This is a genomic window from Pseudomonas sp. NFX5 (assembly GCF_049132125.1).
Classification (GTDB): domain Bacteria; phylum Pseudomonadota; class Gammaproteobacteria; order Pseudomonadales; family Pseudomonadaceae; genus Aquipseudomonas; species Aquipseudomonas marginalis.
Genome location: NZ_JAFMZG010000030.1, coordinates 151,566 through 177,767 on the forward strand (window position 1 = coordinate 151,566; position 26,202 = coordinate 177,767).

The 26,202-nt window shown below is 61.6% G+C and carries 20 protein-coding genes; 7 read left to right on the forward strand and 13 right to left on the reverse strand.

What is annotated here, in order from left to right; translation table 11 throughout:
- The first annotated feature begins 22 nt into the window (after positions 1-22).
- The 4 genes from J1N02_RS20175 to J1N02_RS20190 all read left to right on the forward strand — a co-directional run bounded on the left by J1N02_RS20175 (position 23) and on the right by J1N02_RS20190 (position 6,854).
- The gene (locus tag J1N02_RS20175) at positions 23-1,123 is read left to right on the forward strand and encodes an efflux RND transporter periplasmic adaptor subunit (RefSeq protein ID WP_092356439.1); all 1,101 of its coding nucleotides are present in this window, start codon (positions 23-25) and stop codon (positions 1,121-1,123) included.
- Between the two features lie 6 nt (positions 1,124-1,129).
- Entirely contained in the window at positions 1,130-4,192 is a 3,063-nt protein-coding gene (locus tag J1N02_RS20180) for an efflux RND transporter permease subunit (RefSeq protein WP_027604498.1), read from the forward strand.
- A gap of 611 nt (positions 4,193-4,803) precedes the next feature.
- Positions 4,804-5,397: a LysE family translocator gene (locus J1N02_RS20185; RefSeq protein ID WP_092356443.1), complete on the forward strand. Its 594-nt coding sequence runs from the start codon at positions 4,804-4,806 to the stop codon at positions 5,395-5,397.
- 92 nt (positions 5,398-5,489) lie between these two features.
- Positions 5,490-6,854, forward strand: coding sequence for a Fic family protein (locus J1N02_RS20190; protein ID WP_027604496.1), 1,365 nt, complete (start codon positions 5,490-5,492; stop codon positions 6,852-6,854).
- A 48-nt stretch (positions 6,855-6,902) separates the two neighbouring features.
- On the opposite strand, the gene J1N02_RS20195 is transcribed toward J1N02_RS20190, so the two are convergent.
- Genes J1N02_RS20195 through plsB form a run of 3 tightly spaced genes read right to left on the reverse strand, consistent with a single transcriptional unit; the run spans position 6,903 to position 10,572 of the window.
- Positions 6,903-7,592 carry a DUF4197 domain-containing protein gene (locus J1N02_RS20195; RefSeq protein ID WP_421147657.1) on the reverse strand — a complete coding sequence of 230 codons (690 nt, stop codon included), beginning with the start codon at positions 7,590-7,592 and terminating at the stop codon, positions 6,903-6,905.
- A 22-nt stretch (positions 7,593-7,614) separates the two neighbouring features.
- Positions 7,615-8,016 (reverse strand): YbaY family lipoprotein, encoded by a 402-nt coding sequence (locus J1N02_RS20200; protein ID WP_027604494.1) that lies wholly within the window; start codon positions 8,014-8,016, stop codon positions 7,615-7,617.
- Positions 8,017-8,067: 51 nt separating this feature from the next.
- The gene (plsB, locus tag J1N02_RS20205; protein WP_421147658.1) at positions 8,068-10,572 is read right to left on the reverse strand and encodes a glycerol-3-phosphate 1-O-acyltransferase PlsB; all 2,505 of its coding nucleotides are present in this window, start codon (positions 10,570-10,572) and stop codon (positions 8,068-8,070) included.
- A 180-nt stretch (positions 10,573-10,752) separates the two neighbouring features.
- On the opposite strand from plsB, the gene J1N02_RS20210 reads away from it, so the two are divergent.
- Positions 10,753-10,962 carry a cold shock domain-containing protein gene (locus J1N02_RS20210; RefSeq protein ID WP_017529713.1) on the forward strand — a complete coding sequence of 70 codons (210 nt, stop codon included), beginning with the start codon at positions 10,753-10,755 and terminating at the stop codon, positions 10,960-10,962.
- A gap of 131 nt (positions 10,963-11,093) precedes the next feature.
- On the opposite strand, the gene J1N02_RS20215 is transcribed toward J1N02_RS20210, so the two are convergent.
- The 4 genes from J1N02_RS20215 to J1N02_RS20230 form a co-directional block, all read right to left on the reverse strand.
- The gene (locus J1N02_RS20215) at positions 11,094-11,471 is read right to left on the reverse strand and encodes a hypothetical protein (RefSeq protein ID WP_421147659.1); all 378 of its coding nucleotides are present in this window, start codon (positions 11,469-11,471) and stop codon (positions 11,094-11,096) included.
- A gap of 54 nt (positions 11,472-11,525) precedes the next feature.
- Positions 11,526-12,335, reverse strand: coding sequence for a putative RNA methyltransferase (locus J1N02_RS20220; protein ID WP_421147660.1), 810 nt, complete (start codon positions 12,333-12,335; stop codon positions 11,526-11,528).
- Positions 12,335-13,486: a succinyl-diaminopimelate desuccinylase gene (gene dapE / locus J1N02_RS20225; protein ID WP_027604490.1), complete on the reverse strand. Its 1,152-nt coding sequence runs from the start codon at positions 13,484-13,486 to the stop codon at positions 12,335-12,337. Before dapE ends, J1N02_RS20220 begins: the two co-directional genes overlap by 1 nt.
- A gap of 111 nt (positions 13,487-13,597) precedes the next feature.
- The gene (locus J1N02_RS20230) at positions 13,598-16,189 is read right to left on the reverse strand and encodes a glycosyltransferase (protein WP_421147661.1); all 2,592 of its coding nucleotides are present in this window, start codon (positions 16,187-16,189) and stop codon (positions 13,598-13,600) included.
- Between the two features lie 218 nt (positions 16,190-16,407).
- On the opposite strand from J1N02_RS20230, the gene tcdA reads away from it, so the two are divergent.
- Positions 16,408-17,217, forward strand: a complete 810-nt coding sequence (gene tcdA / locus J1N02_RS20235; protein ID WP_065938764.1) for a tRNA cyclic N6-threonylcarbamoyladenosine(37) synthase TcdA — start codon at positions 16,408-16,410, stop codon at positions 17,215-17,217.
- Positions 17,218-17,237: 20 nt separating this feature from the next.
- On the opposite strand, the gene J1N02_RS20240 is transcribed toward tcdA, so the two are convergent.
- From J1N02_RS20240 to J1N02_RS20255, 4 genes are all read right to left on the reverse strand, one after another.
- A complete protein-coding gene (locus J1N02_RS20240) occupies positions 17,238-17,651 on the reverse strand; it encodes a SufE family protein (RefSeq protein WP_027604487.1) in 414 nt (137 codons plus the stop codon).
- A complete protein-coding gene (locus J1N02_RS20245; protein ID WP_421147662.1) occupies positions 17,648-18,853 on the reverse strand; it encodes an aminotransferase class V-fold PLP-dependent enzyme in 1,206 nt (401 codons plus the stop codon). The genes J1N02_RS20240 and J1N02_RS20245 overlap by 4 nt, the downstream gene beginning before the upstream one ends.
- Positions 18,854-18,917: 64 nt before the next feature.
- Entirely contained in the window at positions 18,918-19,952 is a 1,035-nt protein-coding gene (gene dapD / locus J1N02_RS20250; RefSeq protein WP_027604485.1) for a 2,3,4,5-tetrahydropyridine-2,6-dicarboxylate N-succinyltransferase, read from the reverse strand.
- A gap of 32 nt (positions 19,953-19,984) precedes the next feature.
- A complete protein-coding gene (locus J1N02_RS20255) occupies positions 19,985-20,293 on the reverse strand; it encodes an arsenate reductase (RefSeq protein ID WP_231982825.1) in 309 nt (102 codons plus the stop codon).
- A gap of 281 nt (positions 20,294-20,574) precedes the next feature.
- Between J1N02_RS20255 and J1N02_RS20260 the strand changes: the two genes are divergently transcribed.
- Complete coding sequence (locus J1N02_RS20260) at positions 20,575-22,218, forward strand: Na+/H+ antiporter (RefSeq protein WP_065948797.1); 1,644 nt, start codon at positions 20,575-20,577, stop codon at positions 22,216-22,218.
- 9 nt (positions 22,219-22,227) lie between these two features.
- On the opposite strand, the gene dapC is transcribed toward J1N02_RS20260, so the two are convergent.
- Both dapC and J1N02_RS20270 read right to left on the reverse strand, forming a co-directional pair.
- Complete coding sequence (dapC, locus tag J1N02_RS20265; protein WP_027604482.1) at positions 22,228-23,427, reverse strand: succinyldiaminopimelate transaminase; 1,200 nt, start codon at positions 23,425-23,427, stop codon at positions 22,228-22,230.
- Positions 23,428-23,486: 59 nt separating this feature from the next.
- Positions 23,487-26,189 carry a [protein-PII] uridylyltransferase gene (locus tag J1N02_RS20270; RefSeq protein ID WP_027604481.1) on the reverse strand — a complete coding sequence of 901 codons (2,703 nt, stop codon included), beginning with the start codon at positions 26,187-26,189 and terminating at the stop codon, positions 23,487-23,489.
- Positions 26,190-26,202 lie beyond the last annotated feature (13 nt).

The following is a 26,202-nucleotide window of genomic DNA, read 5'->3' on the forward strand; positions in this document are numbered from 1 at the left end:
CATTTGCGAAAGGTCCTTCAGCATGCGCAGCACTTTCCTGCCCTTTGCGTTGCCTGTCTGCCTGGTCTTCCTGTTGGCCGCCTGCGGCCAGGAAGAAGCGGTCCAGACCACCGTCCGCCCGGCCATGGTGGTGCAGCCGCAACCCTCGGCGCAGTCGACGGACAGCTACCCCGGTGAGGTACGCGCGCGCTATGAGCCGGACCTGGCCTTTCGCATCGGTGGCAAAGTCAGCAAGCGTCTGGTGGAGGAGGGCGAGCGGGTCAAGACCAACCAGGCGCTGGCGGAACTTGACCCTCAGGATGTGCGCCTGCAACTGGAGGCCGCCCGTGCCCAGGTCGCCGCTGCTGAGGCCAACCTGCGCCTGGTGCGCGCTGAGCGTGATCGCTACAAGACCCTGATGGACCGTCAGATGGTCAGCCGTTCCCAGTACGACAATTCCGAAAACCTTTACCGTTCCGGCGAAGCGCGCCTCAAGCAGATCAAGGCCGAGTTCGACGTGGCCAGTAACCAGGCCGGTTACGCCGTATTGCGCGCCCCCCAGGATGGCGTCGTGGCCAAGCGCGCGGTGGAAGTCGGCCAAGTGGTCTCCGCTGGCCAGACCGTGTTCACCCTGGCCACCGATGGCGAGCGCGAAGTGCTTATCAGCCTGCCCGAACAAGGGTTTGGTCGCTTCAAGATCGGTCAACCGGTCGCGGTGGAATTGTGGAGCCAGCCGGGCCAGCGTTTCACCGGGCGCATCCGTGAACTGTCGCCTGCGGCTGATCCAAAATCGCGCACCTTCGCCGCTCGCGTTGCCTTCACCGGCGGCACAGTCCCGGCGGAACTGGGGCAAAGCGCTCGCGTATTCATACAGGCCGACGGCGTTGTTCCGCTGTCGGTACCGCTGTCTGCCCTGAGTGCGGAGAACGGTGCGTCCTACGTCTGGCGTGTACAGCCGGACAACACCCTCAAGCGCACGCCGGTACGCATCGGCGCCTTTGGCGAAAAAACCGTACCGGTGCTGGAAGGCTTGACCCCCAACGACTGGGTGGTCGCAGCCGGCGTGCATGTGCTCCACGAGGGCCAGCAAGTGCGCGCGGTGGATGGCTCCAACCGTATAGTGAACCTGGCGGCCAAGGAGTAGTCCCCAATGGCTTTCAATCTTTCCGAATGGGCGTTGCGTAACCGCCAGATCGTACTGTTCCTGATGATCCTGCTGGCTGTGGTCGGCACCTTGTCCTACACCAAGCTGGGGCAAAGCGAAGATCCACCGTTCACCTTCAAGGCCATGGTGATCAAGACCAACTGGCCCGGCGCTACGGCCCAGGAAGTCTCGCGCCAGGTCACCGAGCGTATCGAGAAAAAACTGATGGAGACCGGCGAATACGAGCGCATTGTCTCGTTCTCTCGCCCGGGTGAGTCCACCGTCACCTTCATTGCGCGCGACTCCATGCACTCTGTGCAGATTCCTGAGTTGTGGTACCAGGTGCGCAAGAAGATCAGCGACATCCGGCAGACCTTGCCGCCGGATATCCAGGGGCCGTTTTTCAACGACGAGTTCGGTACCACCTTCGGCAATATCTACGCCCTGACCGGCGACGGCTTCGACTATGCCGTGCTCAAGGACTACGCCGACCGCATCCAGATTCAGCTGCAACGGGTGGCGGATGTGGGCAAGGTCGAGTTACTTGGCCTACAGGATGAGAAGATCTGGATCGAGCTGTCCAACCTCAAGCTCGCCACCCTTGGCCTGCCGTTGGCCGCTGTGCAGCAGGCGTTGCAGGAGCAGAACGCGGTGTCCACTGCCGGCTTCTTTGAAACCCCGAGCGAGCGTGTGCAACTGCGTGTGTCGGGCAACTTCAAGACGGTGGAAGAAATCCGCGACTTTCCTATTCGTGTCGCTGATCGAACCTTCCGCATCGGTGATGTTGCCGATATTCACCGCGGCTTCAACGATCCACCGGCGCCGCGCATGCGTTACATGGGGGCGGATGCTATCGGACTGGCCGTGGCCATGCGCGACGGTGGCGATATCCTGGTGCTGGGCAAGGCCCTCGAAGGCGAGTTCGCACGTTTGCAAAAGAACCTTCCGGCGGGCATGGAGCTGCGCAAGGTGTCAGACCAACCGGCAGCGGTGAAAACCGGTGTCGGCGAATTCGTGCAGGTGTTGGCCGAGGCATTGGCGATTGTCTTGCTGGTGAGTTTCTTCTCCCTCGGCATACGCACTGGCATGGTCGTAGCCCTGGCGATTCCGCTGGTGCTGGCGATGACCTTTGCCACGATGTATTACCTCGGCATCGGCCTGCACAAGATTTCCCTCGGTGCGTTGGTGCTGGCCCTGGGGTTGCTGGTGGATGATGCGATCATTGCCGTGGAAATGATGGCAATCAAAATGGAGCAGGGCTACGACCGGCTCAAGGCGGCCAGTTTTGCCTGGACCAGCACCGCCTTCCCGATGCTCACCGGTACGCTGATCACGGCGGCCGGCTTCCTGCCGATTGCCACCGCGCAGTCGAGCACAGGGGAATACACGCGCTCGATCTTCCAGGTGGTGACGATCGCGTTGCTCGCCTCATGGATCGCCGCCGTGGTGTTTGTGCCGTACCTGGGGGAAAAACTCCTGCCGGACCTGGCGAAGATTCACGCGGCCAAACATGGCACCGATGGCCCGGATCCCTACGGCACGCCGTTCTACCAACGTGTAAGACGTTTGGTGGAGTGGTGCGTGAGTCGGCGCAAAACCGTGATTGTCCTGACGTTGCTGCTGTTTATCGGCTCGGTGGCGTTGTTTCGTTTTGTGCCGCAACAGTTCTTCCCGGCCTCAGGCCGCCTGGAGCTGATGGTCGACCTGAAATTGGCTGAAGGCGCTTCCCTGAGCAACACCGCCGACCAGGTCAAGCGCCTGGAAGCCTTGCTCAAGGAACACGCCGGCATTGATAACTATGTGGCCTACGTCGGCACCGGTTCGCCGCGTTTCTACCTGCCCCTGGACCAGCAACTGCCAGCGGCCAGTTTTGCGCAGTTCGTGGTGTTGGCTAAGACCATCGAGGGCCGCGAGAGCCTGCGCACCTGGCTGATCGAAACCCTCAACGAACAATTCCCCGACCTGCGCTCCCGTGTCACCCGCCTGGAAAACGGCCCGCCCGTGGGCTACCCGGTGCAGTTTCGCGTAACCGGCGAACACATCGAGGAAGTCCGCGCTCTTGCGCGGAAAGTCGCGGCCAAGGTTCGCGAAAATACCCATGTGGTCAATGTGCACCTGGACTGGGAAGAGCCGAGCAAGATCGTCTACCTCAATATCGACCAGGACCGCGCCCGCGCCCTCGGCGTCAGCACCGCCAACCTGTCGAAATTCCTGCAAAGCTCACTGACCGGGTCCAGCGTCAGTCAATACCGGGAGGACAACGAGTTGATCGAAATTCTCCTGCGCGGCACCGTCCACGAGCGCACTGAGTTGTCGCTGCTGCCCAGCCTGGCGGTACCGACCGACAACGGTAAAAGCGTGGCCCTGTCGCAGATCGCCACCCTCGAATACGGCTTTGAAGAGGGCATTATCTGGCACCGCAACCGCTTGCCGACGGTGACGGTGCGCGCCGATATCTACGGCAAGGAACAGCCGGCTACGTTGGTCCAGCAAATCCTGCCAACCCTTGAAGGTGTACGCGCCGAACTGCCGGATGGCTACCTGCTGGAAGTCGGTGGCACCGTCGAAGACTCCGCCCGCGGGCAGAACTCGGTGAAGGCCGGCGTGCCGCTGTTTATCGTGGTGGTGCTGACCTTGCTGATGCTGCAACTGCGCAGCTTCTCACGCACGGCGATGGTGTTTCTGACCGCGCCGTTGGGCCTGATTGGCGTGACGCTGTTCCTGCTGGTGTTCCGCCAGCCCTTCGGCTTCGTGGCCATGCTCGGGACCATCGCGTTGTCTGGGATGATCATGCGCAACTCGGTGATCCTGGTGGACCAGATCGAACAGGACATCAGGGCCGGCCTGGCGCCGTGGCAGGCAATTATCGAAGCCACCGTACGGCGTTTCCGCCCGATTGTGCTGACCGCCCTGGCGGCGGTGCTGGCGATGATCCCGCTGTCACGCAGCGTGTTCTTCGGGCCGATGGCAGTGGCGATCATGGGCGGCTTGATCGTGGCGACGGCGTTGACCCTGTTGTTCTTGCCGGCGCTCTACGCGGCGTGGTTCAAGGTTCGGAAGGCGGCATAGAGGGGTAAGGGCCAATATTTGAGTGTCGAAACGGGTGGCAGGAGCCGGGAACGCTTCCTGCATTCCTGCCACTTAGAGACTACCTGATCACAGGTATGGATTTGTCGATGTCAGTTGTTGACGACAACGGTAAATGGACTCATCTCTTTGGACTTAAGGAATACTTTATGTCTCTTTGCCCCCTCAAGAACTTTTTTGCTGCGCTGTGCATGCCTCAAAGACCCCCGGTAAGCGGTCCTTGCCCGCAAGAGCCGCCACCCCGGCCTTGCCCGCCGCCGCCCCGGCCTTGCTACGCAAAACCGCCTAGCCCTTGCTGGCCTGAGCCCAGTCCCACGAGGCCACTCCCTTGTTCAATGCGTTCGGTCGAGCCGCCCATGAGTATTGGTTATGGCGTGGCAACAACGACGACTTTTGTCGTGGGCGCTTTCCTGTAGTTATCTGGTTTAACCGCTGGAACGAATCTGCATGCCCTCCCGGTGAGGGCATCTTGCGGGTACTTGCAGTAGACTTCGCGGGTTTGATGTTGGCCACTGTCGCCGGGCCATCCATGTTGACGCGTCAGTTTCGATGGGTGGAACGACTTTGGGTCGTCACTCTTGAGGAAAACCTGCATGTTCGCCTGCATTCCAGCCCTGATGTTGCTACTGCTCGCCCCCGGTCCCACCAATACCTTGCTGTTTCGTGCCGGCGTATTGTTTGGCTATCGTGCGTCCTGGTGGTTGGCATTTGTCGAGTGCCTGGCTTACGTGCTTCAGGTTTCGATATGGGGTGTTGCACTGCTCTACCTGGCGGCCTATTCGCCTTGGGCGTCGAAGTTCACGCAATTGGCGGCGGCCGGATACCTGCTGTATGTCTCGTACAAGCTCTGGCAACGCAAAAACAGCACCGTCGACCCTGGCCGTGACCGCCTCAGTGGGTTGAGTTTCTTCTGGTTGACGCTGATGAACCCCAAGGGGCTGTTGATCGTGTCGTTCATTGCGCCGGCCGGTACCTTTGCCGCATGGCAAGGCTATGCCGGGTTCATGGCCACACTGGCATTGGTGGTGATACCGGTAGGGTCTGCGTGGATCGTATTCGGCAGTCGCTTCGAAGGGCTGCAAAAAGCCTGGCTGACACCCTTGAAGATCAACCGTGCGACGGCGCTGGCCATGGGGGGCTTTGCAACGTTGACGGTGGGGCGATTGGCTGAGTCGGTATTGCATTGAAGAAAGGCATGTCTCAATTTTCGTGGTTATTGAGATAGGTGGGGTTTTCTGCTGTACTCAAGTCTCAGAAATCAAAAATTGAGATTTTGATGATTAAACTGCCACCCAAGGTGCCAGAACGGGTTTTTGTTCTCATTGGCCAGGAGCCCCATCTTCAGCATCTATCTGACTATATGAAGCTGTCTCAGCCAACAGACAGTCGGGGCCGCTATTTGCACTTTGATCAGCTACGCCACCGTTTTCCTCAGCACTTGGATCCAGCGATATGTTGGGGGATCGTAAAGTCCGAGCGCTCCCGTCTGTATCAGCAAATAGTGCCCGTAGGTACGCCTGAGGTCTGGTGCAACTTTGTATTAACGCCAACCGCACAACGCGTGGTCTCCACGGTCGACAGGTATGCCTCGACTGCCGCACTTGAGTACATGAGCAGCAAGGTCGGGAAGGCTGCTCATATAAAGTATTTGCTCAACGACCTGATCGAAGATGAGGCCATCAGTAGCAGCCAGTTGGAGGGCGCGGCAACCACGACGCTCGTTGCAAAAGATATGTTGAAGCGAGAGCGACTGCCCAGAACGCCAGATGAAAAAATGATCATCGGCAATTACCGAATGATGCGTTTCGCTTGGGATAAGAGAAACGAGCCGCTAAGTGTGGAGTTGATCGCGGACATGCACGAAGTAGGTGTTCAGGGCATTGACGATGATAAATATTCTCCTGGCAGCTTTCGTTTAAACGATGAGGTGGTTGTCCAGGATGGCGATGGCAATGTTGTGCATTCGCCACCTCCTGCAGAAGGGATCATCACTCGGCTGGAGCGGTTGGCTGATTGGATCAATACTTGTCACGACGATGCTACGGCCACCCGCTACCTGCATCCACTGATCAAAGGCATTTCTCTGCACTTTGCCTTGGGTTACGAGCATCCCTTTCGGGATGGCAATGGTCGTGTTGCGCGTGCGTTGTTTTATTGGTTCATGTTTAAAAGCGATTACGCGGCATTCAGGTATATCTCCATCAGTGTCTTGCTGAAGAATGCGGCTGTTCAATACGGTATGTCTTATCTGTATACGGAGACGGATGAACTCGATCTGACTTACTTCATCGACTATCAGTGCTCCATCGTGCAACGCGCAGTTGATGGATTTAAGCAGTCTTACGAGATAAGTGTCCGAGAGGCCGAGGCGTTTGAGCATTGGTTGTGGGAGTCAGGACTTTATAAGGAACTGAATGAGAAACAAAAGACGGTATTTCAGGTCGCCAAGAGCGGTACCGCCAAACAGTTCACCGCCGTCAATGTGAAGGAAAATCTAGGCTGTTCTTACAATACGGCATCGGCCGTGCTGAACGGTCTTGTCGACTTGAATATATTTGTCAAAAAGAAGGTTGGCCGCGAATGGTTCTTTTCAATGCGAGACCAAGCAGAAATACAAAAGAACTGGTTAAAGACTTCTCATTGAGCGGCTTCCCGATGCCCACGTCTCGCTGAAACGTGGGCATCATAGCTATTACAAGGCGCCAAACACCTTCTTCGCCAGACTGGTGGCCGCCGCCGCCGGGTTCTTGCGAATCGTCTCTTCCTGCTGCGCAATCATCTTGAACAAACCATCCAGCGCCTGTTCGGTCACGTAGCTTTCGACGTTGGCGCTCTTGGCATCCACGGCGCCAAACGCGGCGGCCTTGCCTGCCAGGGCGTTGTACTGCTGGGCCACGCCCACCTTGTCGGTGGCGGCCTTGACGATCGGCAGGAACTTGGCGCGGATCTGTTCGCGACTGCTCTTGTTCAGGTACTTGGTGGCGGAGTCCTGGCCGCCGCTGAGGATGCCCTTGGCGTCGGTCACGCTCATGTTCTTCACCGCGTTGACCAGGATCGGCTGGGCCTGGGTCACGGCGGTTTCAGCGGCTTTGTTCATGCTGTCTTCCAACTGCGTGACCTGGTCACCCATGCCGAACATTTTCAGTTTGTCGGCGACTTTGCCCAGCTTGCCCGGCAGGCCGATCTTCACTTCAGGGTTGTTGCTGAAACCACCGGGTACACCCAGTTGTTTCACGGCGATCTGTGCGCCTTGGGTCAGGGCGTCCTTGAGGCCGCCGCTGGCGTCGCCCTGGGACAGGCTACTGAGGTCCAGGGCCACGGCATTGGCGCCGAGCAGCAGGCCGGCACACAGGGCAGTGAGGCGAAGGGAGTTGCGGAGCATGGGCGCTTCCTTATGTTCGAGTTCAGGGTGCTACGGCGTTCACGCGCACGCGCAGCGGCTGTGGATCCTGGCCGTTGAGCTGCACCGTGTGCCGTTCGGTGGTGATAAACAGTAGCTTGCCGTCCAGCTCGATGCGAGCGCTCACCGAATAACTGTGGCCCGGCTTGACCTGTGCGGGGTCGTAGGTCAGGTGAAACGGCAGCGGCACCTGGCCTTTGACCGGGCCTTTCTGCTCGGCCAGCGTCACCGCGGGCGCATCCGCCAGGGACACGTCCTGCAGGCTCACGCTCAAGGTGGCGGCGGGCGGCAGGGCAATGCGTTGCAGGTAGAACACCTCGCCGTCAAGGCTGGCCTTGGGCGCTGGATGCATGGATTGGCAGGCTCCGAGCAGGGCGGTGAGGCCCAGGAGAATGATCTTTTTCATGGTGCAGCTCCTTTTCAACGGCGCCAGCATCCAACTGGCGCCTTGTTCAATCTAGCGTGTTTCTTCCGCTTCCACCGGCGCTTCGGCTGCGCCATCCACACGGTGCAAGGCCACCTGGCGGATCGACAGGCGAATCTCCGCGGGCAACACGCGCTTGGCCGCGCCTTCGGCCAGTTCGCCGAGCAGGTCGTGGTAGCTCAACTTGCCGGCCTCGTCGCGGCGCAGCACATCTTGTTCCAGCAAGGTCTGGATGAAATGTCGGAAAAGGCTCTTGTCGAAGAATTCCGGGGCGTTGAGGCCATGCAGGATCGACAGGCGCTGGGCCATGATCGTGCACAGGTCTTCCAGTTCTTCGGCGCTGATGCTGTTCTGGCCGCTGTTGAGCAGCAGCGAGATCGCCATGTAGAAGCGTTGCAGGGTCTGGGCGATGGTCTTGGACAGCAGGGTCAGCAGCACGAAGTGCCGCGAGCTCGGTGCCGGGCGCAGGTACACGTTGTTTTCGAAGCGCAGCAGGCCCTGTTCGACGAACGCGTCCAGCCATTGATCGACCACCGTATCCAGCTCTTCCAGCGACCAGCGGATAAACAGCTCCGATTGCAGGTACGGGTACAGCGCGTGGGTATAGCGCAGGATCTGCTCGCGGCTCATCCGTGAGCTGCTCTGGAAGAAGCTGGCCAGCAGCGCCGGCAGGGCGAAGATGTGCAGCACGTTGTTGCGGTAGTAGGTCATCAGGACGGCGTTCTGCTCGTCCAGGTACAGAATCTTGCCCAAGGCATCGCTCTGCTCCGACAGCAGGTCCATGTCCTTGACGTGCTTGATCAGCGCCAGGCCGTCGCCTTCGGGCAAGGTGGTGTGGGGCGAATAAGGCACGCGGCGCAGCAGCGCCAGGTACAGGTCCAACTGGCGGGCCATGGCCTGTTCATCCAGGGCCAGGCGCGTGGTCGACAGCAGCGCCAGGGCCACCAGGTTCACCGGGTTCACGGCGGCCGCTTCGTTCAAGTGGCGGGCCACCTGTTCGCCAAGGCGGTTGGTGGTTTCGTTGAGCCAGGCCGGTTTGTAGTTCGGGCCCAGTTCCTGGCTGCGCCAGTCCGGTTGCTCGGCGTCGAGGAACTCGGCCAGCTTGATCGGCTCGCCGAAGTTGACCGCGACCTGGCCAAAGCGCTGCTTGAGCGCGCCGACCACTTTGAAAATATCGAAGATCGACTCTTTCTTCTTGCTCGCACCCCGCAGCTCACCGAGGTAGGTGCGGCCTTCGAGCACGCGCTCATAGCCGATATACACCGGCACGAACACGATCGGCATGCGCGAGGAGCGCAGGAAACTGCGCAGCGTAATCGCCAGCATCCCGGTCTTCGGCTGCAGCATGCGCCCGGTGCGCGAGCGTCCGCCTTCGACGAAGTACTCCACCGGGAAGCCCTTGGTGAACAAGGTGTGCAGGTATTCGTTGAACACCGAGGTGTACAGCGGGTTGCCCTTGAAGGTGCGGCGCATGAAAAACGCACCGCCACGGCGCAACAGGCTGCCGATCACCGGCATGTTCAGGTTGATGCCGGCGGCGATATGCGGCGGGGTCAGGCCGTTCTTGAACAGCAGGTAGGACAGCAGCAGGTAGTCGATATGGCTGCGGTGGCAAGGCACATAAATCACCTCGTAGCCCTGGGCAACCTGTTGCACGCCCTCGATGTTATTGACCTTGATGCCGTCGTAGATCTTGTTCCAGAACCAGCTCAACACCACTTCCAGGAAGCGGATCGCGGTGTAGGTGTAGTCCGAGGCGATCTCGTTGCCGTAGCGCAGGGCCAGGGCCTTGGCTTTTTCCGGGCTGATTTTTTCCCGCTCGGCTTCGTCAAGGATGGCCTGGCGCACCAGCGGCATGTTGACCAGGCCTTTCACCAGATTGCGCCGGTGGGACAAATCGGGGCCGATCACCGCCGTCTTCAGGTTACGAAAGTGCACGCGCAGGATGCGTTGGGCCATGCGCACGGTGCGTTCGTGGCCTTTATTGTGCTCGATCAATTCACGCAGGTTGATGGGCGCGGAGAATTGCACGCGGGTCTTGCGCCCCAGGATCAGGATGCTCAACAACCGGCGCAGACGCCCGGTGACCGCCCAGCTGTCGGCAAACAGCAGTTTCCACGGGCTGGACTCGCTCGCAGGGGTTTGTCCCCAGAACACGCTGACCGGAATGATTTGTGCATTCTCTTCGGCGTGTTCGCTGAGGGTGTTGACCAGGCGGGTCAGGGTCGGCGGCGCGCCGCGCTTGTCCTGGCGCCCCAGCCAGTCCGGCTCGGGCGTGAGGTAGAAGAACGCCGCGGGTTCCATCAGCGGGCCTACCGATACCGGCAGTACCGGGCGCGGCAGGCCGGCCTTGGTGCACTCGGCATCGACCACGGCCAATTCGGTGAGGGAGGGCGATTGCAGGACGTAAAACACCGGCCGGCTGCGGTCCAGGTTGATGGTAAGGGACGACTGGTTGATCGTCTCCGAGCGAACCCAGAGGTACAACAGTCGGCGCAAGGTGCCAAACACCAGACGGCGGAACGGGGAGCGGGTCATAGGCGAGCTGCTTCAAGTGGGAAAAACCGAGCAGGCGCTCGGGCGGGTAGTGTGCCGTATTCGCCGAAAATCGGCAAAAAAGCAGCGATGTAAACTTGAGTTGATCGTTTTTGAGCCTGTCTTATACTCGGCAGTTCAACGCGATCGGCTCAACAATAACAATCAAGTGGGAGTGAACAGATGGCAACGCGCGAGACAGGCAATGTGAAGTGGTTCAACGACGCCAAGGGCTATGGCTTCATCCAGCGTGAAGATGGCAAGGATGTGTTTGTGCACTACCGCGCCATTCGCGGCGACGGCCACCGTTCGTTGGCCGAGGGCCAGCAGGTGGAATACGCCGTGGTAAGCGGCGAGAAGGGGTTGCAGGCGGAGGATGTGGTCGGTCTGTAAGTTCACCACTGAACCCATGTGAGAGGGGGCTTGCTCCCGATGGCAGAGTGTCAGTCACTGAATACATTGGCTGATACACCGCTATCGGGGGCAAGCCCCCTCCCACATTTGATTGGGTTAACAGTTCAGGCTCAGGCAGTTTTCCAGGTGATCTGCTCTTCACCGTCCGCGCTGATGCGAATCCAGGTGTCGGCGCTTTCCTCACCTTCTTCCTCGACCCAGCTCCCCGGTGCGCAGCGCACTTCCACGTTCAGCGCAGCAAACGCAGCGCGGGCGCAGGCAATGTCGTCTTCCCACGGCGTCTGGTCACTTTCCAGGTACAGGCTGTTCCACTTGCCTACGGCTTTCGGCAGCCAGGTGACCGGCACATTGCCGGCCTTGCACTTGTAGGTCTGGCCACGCTGGACCCAGTCGCTGCAAGGGGCCAGGGCAGCGCCCAGCCAGGCGGCGATGGCCTTGTAGTCGACGTCGGCGTCCTTCAGGTAAATCTCGATATCGGGTTGGCGCATGGATATTCCTCGTTGCGGGATTCGAAAATCCATTCGCGGATGGTTAAAAGTCGGTTATTGAAGCACGAAATAATCGTAGCGCATCGATACTGTGACCAGCAGCGGCTCGGCCGCCTCGATCACCTCGGCACGGCGCTCGGCACTGGCGCGCCAGCCGTGAGGGGTCATGGCCAGCAGGTTGGCGCGGTCCTGGGGCTCGGCCAGGCTCAAGGTGAGTTCCAGGGTTTCACTGTGTGCCAGGCTCATGCCGTCCGGCACCAGGGCCAGGTGCTTGTCGTCGGTGTACTCGCGTACTTCGTCGTACAGGCGCTCGCGCAGTTCCATCAGGTGGCCGCTGGTCGGGCCGACCTTCATCAGGCCGCCGCCGGGACTGAGCAGGCGCTTGGCCTCTTGCCAATCCAACGGGCTGAACACACTGGCGAGGAACTGGCAGCTGGCGTCGGCCAACGGCACGCGGGCCATGCTGGCGATCAACCAGGTCAGCGCCGGGTCGCGTTTGCACGCGCGCTTGACCGCTTCCTTGGAAATGTCCAGGGCGTAGCCATCGGCATGGGGCAGGGCCGCGGCGATTTGCGCGGTGTAGTAACCCTCGCCGCAACCGATGTCCACCCAGCGCTGCGGTGCGCGTTCGGCGGCCAGCTCGGCCAGGCGCCTGGCCACCGGGGCGTAGTGCCCGGCGTTGAGAAAGTCACGGCGCGCCTCGACCATCGCCAGGTTGTCGCCCGGGTCGCGGCTGTTCTTGTGCTGCACCGGCAGCAGGTTCAGGTAACCCTGGCGCGCGCGGTCGAAACGGTGCCCGGCCGGGCACGCCACGCCATTGTCCACCGCGTTGAGCGGGGCGCTGCAAATGGGGCAGGCCAGCATCAGGCGAGCAACTTGATCAGGGTCTGGTAATAGATTTCGGTCAGCACGTCGAGGTCGCTGGCCAGGATCCGCTCGTTGACCTGGTGGATCGTCGCGTTCACCGGGCCCAACTCGACCACCTGGGTGCCGAGGGTCGCAATGAAGCGCCCATCGGAGGTGCCGCCACTGGTGGAGGCCTGGGTCTCACGCCCGGTGATCGCCTTGATGCTGGCCGACACCGCATCGAGCAACGCGCCCGGCTCGGTGAGGAACGGCAGGCCAGACAGCGCCCACTCCACATGCCAGTCCAGGCCATGCTTGTCGAGAATCGCCGCAACGCGCTGTTGCAGGCCTTCGACCGTGGATTCGGTGGAAAAACGGAAGTTGAACACCGCCGTCAGGTCACCCGGAATCACGTTGGTGGCGCCGGTGCCGGAGTTGAGGTTGGAGATCTGGAAGCTGGTCGGTGGGAAGAAGGCGTTGCCGTTGTCCCAGTGCTCGGCGGCCAGTTCGGCCAGGGCCGGTGCGGCCAGGTGGATCGGGTTCTTCGCCAGGTGCGGGTAGGCCACATGGCCCTGTACGCCGCGCACGGTCAGGGTGGCGCCGAGGGAGCCGCGGCGGCCGTTCTTGACCACGTCACCTACCAGGGTGGTGCTCGACGGTTCGCCGACGATGCACCAGTCCAGGCGCTCCTTGCGCGCAGCCAGGCGTTCGATCACGGCCTTGGTGCCATGGTGCGCCGGGCCTTCCTCATCGCTGGTGATCAGGAAAGCGACCGAGCCCTTGTGGTCCGGGTAGTCGCTGACGAAGCGCTCGGCCGCCACCAGCATGGCGGCCAGGCTGCCTTTCATGTCGGCCGCGCCACGCCCGCAGAGCATGCCGTTTTCGTCGATCAAGGCGTCGAACGGGTCGTTCTGCCAGGCTTGCACCGGACCGGTGGGGACCACGTCGGTGTGGCCGGCGAAGCACAGCACCGGGCCGTCATGCTTGCCATGGGTGGCCCAGAAGTTGTCCACGTCCTCGATGCGCATCGGCTCCAGCGCAAAACCGGCGTCGCCCAGGCGCTGCATCATCAGCTTCTGGCAATCGGCGTCGATCGGCGTGACCGAGGGACGACGGATCAGGTCGATGGCAAGTTGAAGGGTCGGCGAAAGGTCGGCATGGGCCGTCATGGGAAAACTCCGGGAAACATGTCTGGAAGAGCAGGGCGGGCGGACAAAACGGCCGTTATCTTATAGCAAAACGGCGGCCAGAGGCCGCCGTTTAGTGCATTGCGCACGTTTTTAAGCCGCCGGGGCAGGCTCAGGTGCCACGGCCGGTTTCGGCAGCGACGACAGGAACGCCATGATCAACGCCGCCACATACGGCAGTGATTGCACCAGCAGCATCACCACCCAGAAACGTATGTCATTGCTCGGCAGGCCCTGCACCAGGTAGATCCCCAGCGCGGCGCCCCACAACAGCAGCATGATGAACATTTCTTCGCGGGCTTCGGAAATCGCTACCCAGAAGCCGTGGTTATCCGCGTTTTTCGGTGTACGAAAGAACGGAATGCTGGTGGTGAAGAAACCATACAGCACCGCCTTGGCGATGGTGTGGGATAACGCCAGGCCAGCCAGGGCGGCGCAGAACGCATCCTTGAGGTTCACACCTACCGCGCGGCGGTAGAGGAAGATGATCTTGCCCACCTTGAACACGAACAACGCCAACGGCGGGATCGCGAAAATCAACAGCGGCGGGTCGACCCGCGTCGGCACGATGATCATCGCCGCCGACCACAACAGCGCGCCGACGGTGAAGAAGATGTTCATGCCGTCCGCCACCCACGGCAACCAGCCCGCGAGGAAGTGGTAGCGCTGGCCACGGGTCAGCTCGGTGTCCTTGCCGCGCAGCAGGCTGGCGGTGTGGCGCTTGATGATCTGGATCGCGCCATAGGCCCAGCGGAAACGCTGTTTCTTGAAGTCGATAAAGGTATCCGGCATCAGGCCCTTGCCGTAGCTGTCGTGGTAGTACGCCGCCGACAGGCCTTTCTCGAATACCCGCAGGCCGAGTTCGGCGTCTTCGCAGATGCACCAGTCGGCCCAGCCCAGTTCCTCGAGCACCGAGCGACGGGTCATGGTCATGGTGCCGTGCTGGATGATCGCGTCGCGGTCGTTACGGGTGACCATGCCGATATGGAAGAAGCCTTTGTATTCGGCGTAGCAGAGCTTCTTGAAGGTGCTTTCGTTCTGGTCGCGGTAATCCTGCGGCGACTGCACCACGGCGATTTTCGGGTCGGCGAAGTGCGGCACCATGTGCTTGAGCCAGTTCGGCGACACGCAGTAGTCCGAGTCGATCACCGCGATCACTTCGGCATCCATGGCGGTGTGCGGGATCAGGTAGTTCAGTGCACCGCCCTTGAAACCGGCCAGGGGGGCGACGTGGAAAAACTTGAAGCGCGGGCCCAGGGTTTCGCAGTAGTCGCGCACCGGTTCCCACACCGCCGGGTCCTTGGTGTTGTTGTCGATGATCAGGACTTCGTAGTCCGGGTAATCGAGGGCGGCCAGGGCGTCGAGGGTCTGTTTGACCATCTCTGGCGGCTCGTTGTAGCACGGCACATGGATCGACACTTTCGGGCGGTAGCCCGATTCCCCTTCCACCGGCAGGAATTCACGCCGGCGCTTGTGGGTCCATACCGCTTCCGCCAGTTCGTGGGCTTCGGTCAGCAACACAATGAACACGCCCAGGGCGCCCAGGGCCAACAAGATGCCGACGGTCACGCTGAACCAGGTGCTGTATTGCTGGCTGTAGTCGTAGCCGATCCACACCAGTACCGAACCGCAGAGGAACGCGATAAAGGTCAGGAAGGTGCGGCCACGCTGGCGCAGGGATGAGCCGTCGATCATCAGCAGGGTCAGGGACAGCAAGGCGAGCACCACCGAGCCGATCGCCAGGACGCGCCACTGCGGGATTGCCACCACCGGCCCTTCGAAGTTGAATTTCTGCTGGCGCGCGGCGTTGTAGACGCCCCAATACGCGCCGGCCGAGCCTTCGTCGCTGACCTTCCACGGCTGGTCGAAGGCCTCGATCACGAAGTAGTTGTAGCCCTGGCGGTTCAGCTTGTTCACCAGCGTACGCAGGTAAATGGCCTGGTCTGCCGGGGACGTTTCATTCCCGCCGCGCATACGGCCGTTACTTGGCCAGCCCACTTCCGACAACAGCAGCGGCTTTTTCGGGAACAGTTTCTTCAGGTCCCTGGCGCGGTCGAGTACGTACTGGCCGGCCTTGTCCATCGGGATGTATTCCCAGAACGGCAGGATGTGCGCGGCGATCAGGTCGACGTGCTTGGCCAGTTGCGGGTTCTTTTCCCAGATATGCCATTGCTCGGAGGTCGTCACCGGGACTTTCACGGCGGCGCGCACTCGGTCCAGCAGCACAATCAGCGCTTCAGGGGTGATCTCTTCACGGAACAGGGCTTCGTTACCGACCACGACCCGCACGACACTGCGCGAGCTGTTGGCGATCTCGATGGCGCGCTGGACTTCGCGCTCGTTACGCTCCAGGTCCGGGCTGATCCAGATCCCCAGGGTTACGCGCAGGCCGAACTCTTCGGCCAGCTTGGGAATGTCCCCCAGCGTGCCGTCGACCGAGTAGGTGCGGATGTTATCCGTCAGCTTGCTCATGATCTCCAGATCGCGACGCATCTGCTCGTCGGTGGGGTACTGGTTTTTCTGCGGGTACTGGCCTTGCTGGAACGGCGAGTAGGAAAAACCGGAGATCTGCTCGGGCCAGTTGGGAGCAGTGACCGGGCGGTTGATCAGCGCCCAGAAGCCGGTGAACAGCGCGGCAATTGCCAGCACTATCACCAGGTTGAGTCCAAATTTACGCGATGCCATGGTTATGTCGGGTTCCAAAGGGTGTGGAACGAAAAGAGGTGTCGGCCTGCACCGAACGGCGCGCATCCTACACCGGCCTTTCCCTGACCGTACAGCAAGCCGAGAAAAACCGGACATTGGGCAGCGAAAGTACATCTAAGTTCTTAACTTGTAGCTTGTAGCTTAAAACTTGTCGCTGCGTAGTCCTATAATGCGCGCCGGTTTTTGGGGTAATGGTCATGAGTACAGAAGATCCGCGGTTTGCAGGCGTCGCCCGCTTGTATGGCATTGAAGGCCTGGAGCGCTTGAAAGCGGCCCATGTGGCGATCGTCGGCGTCGGCGGCGTCGGCTCCTGGGCGGCGGAAGCCATGGCCCGTTGCGGAGTGGGCGAGATTTCGCTGTTCGACCTGGACGACGTCTGCGTCAGCAACAGCAACCGCCAGTTGCACGCCTTGGACAGCACCGTGGGCAAGCCCAAGGTCGAGGTGATGGCCGAGCGCCTGCGCGCGATCAACCCGGATTGCACGGTGCATGCGGTGGCGGATTTCGTCACCCGCGACACCATGGCCGAGTACATCACGCCCACTATCGACTGCGTGATCGACTGCATCGACGCGGTTAACGCCAAGGCCGCACTGATTGCCTGGTGCAAGCGCCGCAAGATCCAGATCATCACGACTGGTGGCGCCGGTGGGCAGATCGACCCGACGCTGATCCAGGTCTGCGACCTGAACCGCACCTTTAATGACCCCTTGGCGTCGAAAGTGCGCTCCACCTTGCGCCGTGACTACGGCTTTTCCCGCACCGTGACCCGCCATTACAGCGTGCCGTGCGTGTTTTCCACCGAGCAACTGCGCTACCCCAAGCCGGATGGCAGCATCTGCCTGCAGAAGAGTTTTGTCGGTGATGGGGTGAAGCTGGACTGCGCCGGCGGGTTTGGCGCGGTGATGATGGTGACGGCGACTTTCGGCATGGTCGCGGCGACCAAGGCGGTGGACAAGATTGTGGCCGGGGTGCGTAGGCCCTCGGAGCGGGTCAAGCCCGCCTGAGTCTCAGAACGTTACACGGTTCAAATGTGGGTATGACTGAGTTCGCGCATGCGCTGCAGGACTGCATTCAGCCCATTGCTGCGCGACGGCGACAGTTGACGGGAAAGCCCCAGCTGATTGAACCAATCCGGCAAGTCGACCGCCTGCAACTCGTCCGTCGACAACCCATTGACCCGCGCCAGCAGCAATGCCACCAAGCCACGAATCATCCGCGCATCGCTGCTCGCGGCGAACTGCCAGTGGCCATCGTGCAAGCGCCCCACCAACCACACCAGGCTCTCACAGCCCTGCACCAGGTTGGCATCGACCTTCTCCTCGTCCGCCAATACGGGCAGGCGCTCACCCCACTGCATCAGCATTCGAGCGCGTTGCTCCCAACTGCCGATTGAGTGAAAGGTTTCCAGTGCAGCCTGCGCATCCACCGGCAGGCTCATCGCAGCATATCCAGCGCCTGGTCCAGCGCTTCAAAGAAGCGTTCCAGGTCATCGGAGTCGTTATACAGCGCCAGGGAGACACGGATCGCCCCCGACAAGTGCATCGCCTTGAGCAGCGGCATCGCGCAATGATGGCCGGCGCGTACGGCAATGCCTTGCTCGGTCAGCAGGTGTGCGAGGTCGGCATTGTGCACGCCCTCGACCACAAAACTGACCAGCGCCGCCTGCGGCGACCCCAGCACACGGACGCCATTGCGCGCGTTCAGCCCGCGCAACAGGTAGTCATGCAGGGCCGCTTCATGGGCGAGCACCGCGTGCTGATCCAGCGAACTCAGGTAGTCAAGGGACGCGCCCAGGCCGATCACACCGGCGATCGGCGGGGTGCCGGCCTCGAAGCCCAGCGGTGCCGGGCGAAAGCTCGCGCTTTGGTACTCAGCCTGTTGCACCATCTCGCCACCAAATTGCCAATGGCGCAGGTGATGCAGGGCCTCGTTGCGGCCATAGAGCACGCCGACGCCGTCCGGACCGTACAGCTTGTGGCTGGAAAACACATAGAAGTCGCAGCCCAGGGCCTGCACGTCGTGGCGGCCGTGGACGATGCCTTGGGCGCCATCGACCACGGTCAGGGCGCCGTGGGCCTGGGCCAACGCCAGCAAGGCCGGCAGCGGCTGCCAGGTGCCAAGGACGTTGGACAGTTGGCTCACCGCCAGCAGGCGTGTACGCGGGCCGATCGACTCGGTGGCGGCTTGCAGGTCGATCACGCCGTCATCGCCGAGTGGCAATACCACCAGGGTGAGCGCGCGACGCTTGGCCAGTTGCTGCCACGGCAACAGGTTGGCGTGGTGTTCCAGGGCGCTGATGACAATCTCATCGCCCGCATTGAATAAGTGCTCAAGGCCATAAGCCAGGAGGTTCAGCGCTGACGTCGCGCCGTGGGTGAACACGATTTGCCCGCTGTCACCTGCATTCAACCACTGCACAACCTTGCTGCGACTGTCCTCGAAGGCCTGGGTCGCATGGGCACCCGGCAAATGCTGGGCGCGGTGCACATTGGCGGCGCCATTGGCGTAGTAATGGCTGATGGCATCCAACAGGGCCTGGGGTTTTTGCGTCGTCGCGGCGTTGTCCAGATAAGTCTGGTCTTGCCGTTGCAGGGTGGCGATGGCCGGAAAGTCGGCGCGCCAGGGGGAGGGCACAAGCATGGTGTTCAAGACTCGTATAAGCGGGCCCCAGGGTCGGGGCCCGCCAGTGGCATCGAGTGGCTGCTTAGTTGTGAGCGTGCAGCGCTTCGTTCAGTTCGATGGCCGATTTGTGGGTTTTGCACTCCACGGCACCGGTCTCGGAGTTACGGCGGAACAGCAGGTCGGGTTGGCCGGCCAGCTCACGGGCCTTGACCACCTTGACCAGTTGGTTCGACTCGTCCAGCAGCGCAACCTTGGTGCCGGCGGTGACGTACAGGCCCGACTCCACGGTGTTGCGGTCGCCCAATGGGATACCGATACCGGCGTTGGCGCCGATCAGGCAGCCTTCGCCGACCTTGATCACGATGTTGCCGCCGCCCGACAGGGTGCCCATGGTCGAGCAACCGCCGCCCAGGTCCGAACCCTTGCCGACGAACACGCCAGCCGATACACGGCCTTCGATCATGCCCGGGCCTTCGGTGCCGGCGTTGAAGTTGACGAAACCTTCATGCATCACGGTGGTGCCTTCGCCCACGTAGGCACCCAGGCGGATACGCGCGGCATCCGCGATACGCACGCCGCTCGGCACCACGTAGTCGGTCATTTTCGGGAACTTGTCCACCGAGAACACTTCCAGCAACTCGCCACGCAGGCGGGCTTCCAGTTGGCGTTCGGCCAACTCGTTGATGTCGATCGCGCCCTGGCTGGTCCACGCCACGTTCGGCAGTTGCGGGAACACACCAGCGAGGCTCAGGCCATGCGGCTTGACCAGGCGATGGGACAGCAGGTGCAGCTTGAGGTAGGCCTCCGGGGTGGACGTCAGTGCGGCGTCTTCGGCCAGCAAGGTGGCGACCAGCGGCGTGTGGCTTTCGGCCAGGCGGCTCAGCAGGGCGGCCTGGGTAGCGTCGACGCCTTTGAGCGCGTCGGCCAGTTGCAGGGCCTGGGCGACGGTGAAGGTGATTGCCTGGTTGCCTTCGCTGTAGCCGAGGATCGGCGCGATGGCGGCAACGATTTCAGCCGATGGGTTGAGCAGGGGTTGTGCGTAAAACACTTCCAGCCAAGCACCTTGGCGGTTCTGAGTGCCGACGCCGAAGCCCAGGCTGAACAGGGAATTGGACATGCTGTTACCTCTACAAAAATGGAAGGGCTGGCCTACTTGAGGGCCGCCGAATAACTATCTGGCTTGAAGCCAATCAGGGTTCTGTCGCCGAGATCAAGCACCGGGCGCTTGATCATCGAAGGTTGTGCGAGCATCAATTCAATGGCTTTCGACTGATCGAGATCGGCTTTGCGTTCGTCTTCGAGTTTGCGAAAGGTGGTGCCCGCACGGTTCAAAACCACCTGCCAACCGTGCTCGTTGCACCATTGGGTCAAGTGTTCGCGGTCGATACCGGCCGTTTTGTAGTCGTGGAACTCATAGCTCACCGCGTGCTCGTCGAGCCAGGTGCGCGCCTTTTTCATGGTGTCGCAGGCTTTGATGCCGAAAAGGTGCAACGTTTTGCTTGAAGCGGTCAAGGAATTGCCCCCCCTGCTTTACTGATGCAAGTGCCAATGAAAATGAAAGGTCACGGATTATGCCACGCCCAGAGATTTTGGGTGCCGCTCGTCAGCAGCGTGCGACTTTTGTGCAAAAGCCAGCGCGCAGCATAGGCCGGTAAGATAGCCGGGTAATATGGCACTTCAACGGCCAGTTGTTGCCTGATGTGTGTCGTTGCAAGCCGATCGTCCGGGAAACCCGCGTTATGCAAACCGCCTACACCGTTCTTATCCTGCTGATGCTGGTCAGCGTTTCGCGTCTGGTCGGGCGTGTCATCCCCCTGCCGTTACCCCTGGTGCAGATTGCCGCCGGCGCCTTGCTGGCCTGGCCCACGCTGGGACTGCATGTGGCGCTGGACCCGGAGCTGTTCCTGTTTCTGTTCCTGCCACCGCTGCTGTTCTCCGATGGCTGGCGCATGCCCAAGCGCGAATTGTGGCGCCTGCGTGGGCCGATCCTGACACTCGCCGTCGGGTTGGTGCTGTTCACCGTGGTCGGTGCCGGCTACTTCATTCATTGGCTATTGCCGACGATCCCACTGCCGGTGGCCTTCGCCCTGGCGGCCGTGTTGTCGCCCACCGATGCCGTGGCCGTGTCGGCAATTGCCCAGAACCGCTTGCCGACGCCGCTGATGCATATGCTCCAGGGCGAAGCGTTGATGAATGACGCCTCGGGCCTGGTGACCTTCAAGTTCGCCTTGGCGGCCGCGTTGACCGGTGTGTTCTCGTTGGCCGATGCCAGCCTGACCTTTGTCTTGGTGGCCTTGGGCGGCCTGGCGGTGGGGGTGGCGCTGAGTTGGCTGGTCGGCCGCCTGCGCGCCTGGATGATTGCCCGGGGCTGGGATGATCCGGCAACGCATGTGGTGTTCATGTTGCTGCTGCCGTTTGCGGCCTACGTGTTGGCCGAACGCCTCGGCGCCTCGGGCATCTTGTCGGCGGTCGCGGCGGGCATGATGCAAAGCTGGCTCGACCTGCTGCCTCGCCAGACCAGCACGCGCCTGCTCAATCGCAGTGTCTGGTCATTGCTGGAGTTTGCCTTCAATGGCCTGATCTTCCTGCTGCTGGGCCTGCAATTGCCGGACATCATCAAGGCCGTGGCCAGTCATGAGCCGACGCTGTGGCCCACCTTGTTGTATCGCTGCCTGGATGTGATTGCGATTTTCCTGGTGTTGGTGGTGCTGCGTTTTATCTGGGTGCAGAGCATCTGGCGCCTATCGGGTTTGCTCCGGCGACTGCGTGGGAAAAGTGAGTTGACCCTGGTGCCCACTGCGCGTTCCTGCTGGCTGTTGACCGTGGGCGGTGTGCGCGGTGCGGTGACCCTGGCCGGTGTAATGTCGGTGCCATTGCTGTTGGTGCCAGGCCAGGATTTCCCCGAGCGCGACCTGCTGATCTTTATCGCAGCGGGTGTGATCCTGCTGTCGCTGATCGCCGCCTGCATCGCCCTGCCGCTGCTCTTGCGGGGCGTTGAAAAAAGTCCGGACGAAAAGCGCCATAACGAAGTGCGCGAGGCCTGGAAAAAAACCGCCGTGGCAGCGATTCACGCACTGGAGGCGGAAGAGCCCTTAGACTCGGAAACGTCCGACGCCGCCCAGGCGGCGCTGGCTACGGAGCTAAAGGCACGGTTGATGTCGGAATACCGCCATCAGTTGGAAGTGTTCAACGACTCAGCCGAAGCCCAGGCGCTCGCGATGCAGATGGACCTGCTCGAGCGAAAACTGCGGCTCAAGGCCCTGCGTGCGCAACGCTTGGAGTTGTACAGCTTGAGCCGTCATCACCAAATTGGTGATGACGTTTTGAGGGAAGTGTTGGCGGAGCTGGATATGAGTGAGGCGAATCTGGGCCAGATGAAATGACCCGGTTGCCTATCGACGACGCTGAATGAAAGCCCGAATCCGCTCGGCCGCTTCCACACACTCGGCCAGCGGTGCAACCAGCGCCAGGCGCACACGGCCAGCCCCGGGGTTGACGCCATCCACTTCCCGGGACAGGTAAGAACCCGGCACCACGGTCACGTGTTCCTCCACGAACAAATCGCGGCAGAACGCGGCATCATCGCCTTGCACATTCGGCCACAGGTAGAAGCCGCCGTCCGGGGCCTGTACGTCCAGCACCGGCTTGAGGATTGCCAGCACGGCATCAAACTTCTCGCGGTACAGGTCGCGGTTGGCCTGCACATGGGCCTCGTCCTGCCAGGCCGCGATGCTTGCCAGCTGGGTTTGCACCGGCATCGCACAGCCATGGTAAGTGCGGTACAGCAGGAAACCCTTGAGGATCTCGGCGTCGCCCGCGACAAAACCGGAGCGCAGGCCTGGCAGGTTGGAGCGCTTGGACAGGCTGTGGAACACCACGCAACGCTTGAAGTCCTGGCGGCCCAGCTCGACGCACGCGCTGAGCAGGCCCGGTGGCGGGGTTTGTTCGTCGAAGTACAGTTCGCTGTAGCACTCGTCGGCGGCGATAACGAAGTCATATTCGTCGGCCAGGGCGATGAGTTTTTTCAGGGTGTCGACCGGGATCAGTGCACCGGTCGGGTTGCCGGGGGAGCACAGGAACAGGATCTGGCAGCGTTTCCAGATGTCCGGCGATACCGCGTCGAAATCCGGGTTGAAGCCGTTTTCATCCAGGCATGGCAGGTAATGCGGCTTGGCCCCGGCCAGGAACGCGGCGCCTTCGTAGATCTGGTAGAAGGGGTTCGGGCTGACCACCAGCGCGTCGTCGCCTCGGTTGACCACGGTCTGGGTGAAGGCGAACAGCGCTTCACGGGTGCCGTTGACCGGCAGGATAGTGCGCGCCGGATCCAGCCAGCCCTTGGGTACGTCGAAGCGGCGTTCGCACCAGGCACCGATGGCCTCCCGCAGGGCCGGGATGCCCAGGGTGGTGGGGTAGACCGCCATCTGGTCGAGGTTGTTGGCCAGGGCATCGGCAACGAACTGCGGCGATTTGTGCTTGGGTTCGCCGATGGACAGCGCGATCGGGCGCTTGTCCGGGTTCGGCGTGACGCTGCCCAGCAGGGCGCGCAGCTTTTCGAACGGGTAGGGCTGGAGCTGGTTCAGGGCGTTGTTCATCGGTGGATCTCGTGCAAGGCGTTAAAAACTGGGAGGGGAGCGGTAGGCCGCTCCTGGTATCAAATCGTCAGGCGCGTCAGCTCGACACCGGGTTCCTGGGGCACGCTCAGCTGCTGCACGATCGCCGCCTGCAAGCGCAGGCACAGCTCCGGGTCGGACAGCGGCTGGTTATCGGCATCGGTAATAAAGAACACGTCCTCCACGCGCTCGCCGAGGGTCGCAATCTTGGCGTTCTGCAGTGACAAATCGAATTCCAGGAAAATGCCGCCGATCCGTGCCAGCAGGCCTGGCCGGTCCGGCGCGCTGAGTTCCAGCACGGTCACCGGGCGCTGCGCATCGTTGGAAATGGTCACCTGGGGCGCAAAGGCAAAGTGCTTGAGCTGACGCGGTACCCGGCGCTGGATGATCGTCGGGTAGTCGTCGGGGTTACGCAGGGCTTCGGTCAGGCCTTCGCGGATCTTTTTCACCCGCGCCGGGTTATCGCCGATGGACTCGCCTTCGGTGTCGAGCACGATATAGGTGTCGAGGGTGAACTGGCTGCTGGAGGTGATCACCCGTGCGTCGTGGATGTTCAGGTTGAGCTGGTCCATGGCCGCCACGGTCACGGCGAAGAAGTCGTGCTGGTCGGGCGCATAGATGAAGATCTGCGTGCCACCTTCGAATTCGCGCTGGGTGGTTTCCTTGATCAACACCAGCGGGCCGCCATCGGCCGGCTGCTGCAGGATCGCGTCACTGTGCCAGGCCACATCGCCGGCGGTGTGGCGCAGGAAGTAATCGTCCCCCAATTGCGACCACAGTTGCTCGACGTCGTCCGGGTCGTTGCCGCCGCGCACCAGGATGTCCAGGGCGGCGCTTTGGGTGCGGCGGATCTGCTCTTCGCGGTCCACCGGGTTTTCCAGGCCACGGCGCAGCGCGCGCTTGGTCTCGGTGTAGAGCTGGCGCAACAGGCTGGCGCGCCAGGAATTCCACAGGGTCGGGTTGGTGGCGTTGATGTCGGAAACGGTCAGCACGTACAGGTAGTCGAGGCGGGTTTCATCGCCGACGATCCCGGCGAAGTCGTGGATCACCTGCGGGTCGGACAAGTCCTTGCGCTGGGCGGTGGTCGACATCACCAGGTGGTTCTGCACCAGCCACACGATCAGGCGGCTGTCCCACAACGGCAGTTGGTGGCGTTGGCAGAACGCCTCGGCATCGACTGCGCCGATTTCCGAGTGATCGCCATGCCGGCCCTTGCCGATGTCGTGGTACAGGCCGGCCAGGTAGATCAACTCCGGTTTGGGCAGCTTGGCCATGAGCTTGCTGGCCAGCGGGAATTTCTCTGACACCTGGGTGTACTGCAACTTGCGCAGGTGCTTGATCAGGTTGAGGGTGTGGGCGTCTACGGTGTAGATGTGGAACAGGTCGTGCTGCATCTGCCCGACGATAAACCCGAACTCCGGCAGGTAACGCCCGAGGATGCCATAGCGGTTCATGCGCCGCAGGTTGCGGTGGATGCCGATCTTGCACTTGAACAGCTCGATAAACAGGCTGGTGTTGCGAATGTCGTTGCGAAAGTCATCGTCGATCAGGTGACGGTTTTCCCGCAGCAGGCGGATGGTGTCGGCGCGTACGCCCTTGATTTCCGGCTGCTGGGCCATCAGCACGAAGATTTCCAGCATGGCGAACGGAGTGCGGCGGAACACGTTGTCGTTGCGTGCCTCGATATAGCCGTCGTGCAGTTGGAAGCGCGAATTGATCGGCTGCGGCGGTGCTTCGTCTTCCGGAGCGAGGATCACTTCTTCGAAATGCTGGATGATCAGGTCGCTGAGCTGGGCAATGCTCATGACCACCCGGTAGTACTGCTGCATGAAGCTTTCGATGCTGGTCTTCGCGTCTTCGCCTTCAAACCCCAGCAGGGTGGCGATGGAGCGCTGGTGGTCGAACAGCAGGCGATCTTCGGAGCGCCCGGCGAGCATGTGCAGGGCGTAGCGCACTTTCCACAGGAATTCCTGGGACGATGCCAGCAGGGCGTTTTCGCTCTCCACCAGGAAGCCTTCTCCGGCCAGGGCGCGCAGGTTCAGGGTGCCGTATTGGCGACGTGCGACCCACAGAATCGTCTGGATGTCGCGCAACCCGCCCGGCGAGCCTTTGACGTTGGGTTCGAGGTTGTATTCGGTGTCGTTGTACTTGTGGTGCCGGGCCTTCTGCTCGGCACGCTTGGCCAGGAAGAAATCCTTGCTCGGCCACATGTGCGCGGTGCTGGTGACTTCGAGCATGCGCTGGCGCAGGCGCTCGGGGCCGGCGATGGTGCGGCTTTCCATCAGGTTGGTGATGACGGTCAGGTCGGCGCGGGCCTCTTCGGCGCACTCATCCACCGAGCGCACGCTCTGGCCGACTTCCAGGCCGATGTCCCACAGCAGTGTCAGAAAGCGCTCGATGGAATCGCGAAAGATCTCATGGTCGGCGCTGTCCAGCAGGATCAGCAGGTCGATGTCGGAGTACGGGTGCAGCTCGCCACGACCGTAGCCGCCGACCGCTACCAGGGCAATATCGGCGTCTTCGCTCCAGCTGAACTGTTCCCAGGCCTTTTGCAGGATGTTATCGACGAACCAGGCGCGGTCTTCGATCAGCCGGCGGATGTCCCGGCCGCTGCGAAAGCGCTCGTCGAGCACCTCGCGGGCCTGGCGGATCGCCTTTTTGAATGCGGCGATGGGGCTCGCCTTCAGTGCCAGCTCGGCCTGGAACTGGCCACGATCGAAGAGTTCGGGATCCACCTGGGGCATTGATCGGCTTTCC

What these genes read in the sequence shown, in the direction of transcription:
- J1N02_RS20245 (WP_421147662.1), bottom strand. Translation starts at nt 18,853, where the DNA reads ATGCTTGTGCCCTCCCCCTGGCGCGCCGACTTTCCGGCCATCGCCACC.
- J1N02_RS20255 (WP_231982825.1), bottom strand. Translation starts at nt 20,293, where the DNA reads ATGAAAAAGGCGCGCACCTGGCTCGACGAGCACGCGGTGAGCTATGAG.
- J1N02_RS20260 (WP_065948797.1), top strand. Translation starts at nt 20,575, where the DNA reads ATGCAAACCGCCTACACCGTTCTTATCCTGCTGATGCTGGTCAGCGTT.
- J1N02_RS20240 (WP_027604487.1), bottom strand. Translation starts at nt 17,651, where the DNA reads ATGAGCCTGCCGGTGGATGCGCAGGCTGCACTGGAAACCTTTCACTCA.
- J1N02_RS20185 (WP_092356443.1), top strand. Translation starts at nt 4,804, where the DNA reads ATGTTCGCCTGCATTCCAGCCCTGATGTTGCTACTGCTCGCCCCCGGT.
- J1N02_RS20270 (WP_027604481.1), bottom strand. Translation starts at nt 26,189, where the DNA reads ATGCCCCAGGTGGATCCCGAACTCTTCGATCGTGGCCAGTTCCAGGCC.
- J1N02_RS20200 (WP_027604494.1), bottom strand. Translation starts at nt 8,016, where the DNA reads ATGAAAAAGATCATTCTCCTGGGCCTCACCGCCCTGCTCGGAGCCTGC.
- dapE (WP_027604490.1), bottom strand. Translation starts at nt 13,486, where the DNA reads ATGACGGCCCATGCCGACCTTTCGCCGACCCTTCAACTTGCCATCGAC.
- dapD (WP_027604485.1), bottom strand. Translation starts at nt 19,952, where the DNA reads ATGTCCAATTCCCTGTTCAGCCTGGGCTTCGGCGTCGGCACTCAGAAC.
- J1N02_RS20215 (WP_421147659.1), bottom strand. Translation starts at nt 11,471, where the DNA reads ATGCGCCAACCCGATATCGAGATTTACCTGAAGGACGCCGACGTCGAC.
- plsB (WP_421147658.1), bottom strand. Translation starts at nt 10,572, where the DNA reads ATGACCCGCTCCCCGTTCCGCCGTCTGGTGTTTGGCACCTTGCGCCGA.
- tcdA (WP_065938764.1), top strand. Translation starts at nt 16,408, where the DNA reads ATGAGTACAGAAGATCCGCGGTTTGCAGGCGTCGCCCGCTTGTATGGC.
- J1N02_RS20195 (WP_421147657.1), bottom strand. Translation starts at nt 7,592, where the DNA reads ATGCTCCGCAACTCCCTTCGCCTCACTGCCCTGTGTGCCGGCCTGCTG.
- J1N02_RS20175 (WP_092356439.1), top strand. Translation starts at nt 23, where the DNA reads ATGCGCAGCACTTTCCTGCCCTTTGCGTTGCCTGTCTGCCTGGTCTTC.
- J1N02_RS20180 (WP_027604498.1), top strand. Translation starts at nt 1,130, where the DNA reads ATGGCTTTCAATCTTTCCGAATGGGCGTTGCGTAACCGCCAGATCGTA.
- dapC (WP_027604482.1), bottom strand. Translation starts at nt 23,427, where the DNA reads ATGAACAACGCCCTGAACCAGCTCCAGCCCTACCCGTTCGAAAAGCTG.
- J1N02_RS20210 (WP_017529713.1), top strand. Translation starts at nt 10,753, where the DNA reads ATGGCAACGCGCGAGACAGGCAATGTGAAGTGGTTCAACGACGCCAAG.
- J1N02_RS20220 (WP_421147660.1), bottom strand. Translation starts at nt 12,335, where the DNA reads ATGCTGGCCTGCCCCATTTGCAGCGCCCCGCTCAACGCGGTGGACAAT.
- J1N02_RS20230 (WP_421147661.1), bottom strand. Translation starts at nt 16,189, where the DNA reads ATGGCATCGCGTAAATTTGGACTCAACCTGGTGATAGTGCTGGCAATT.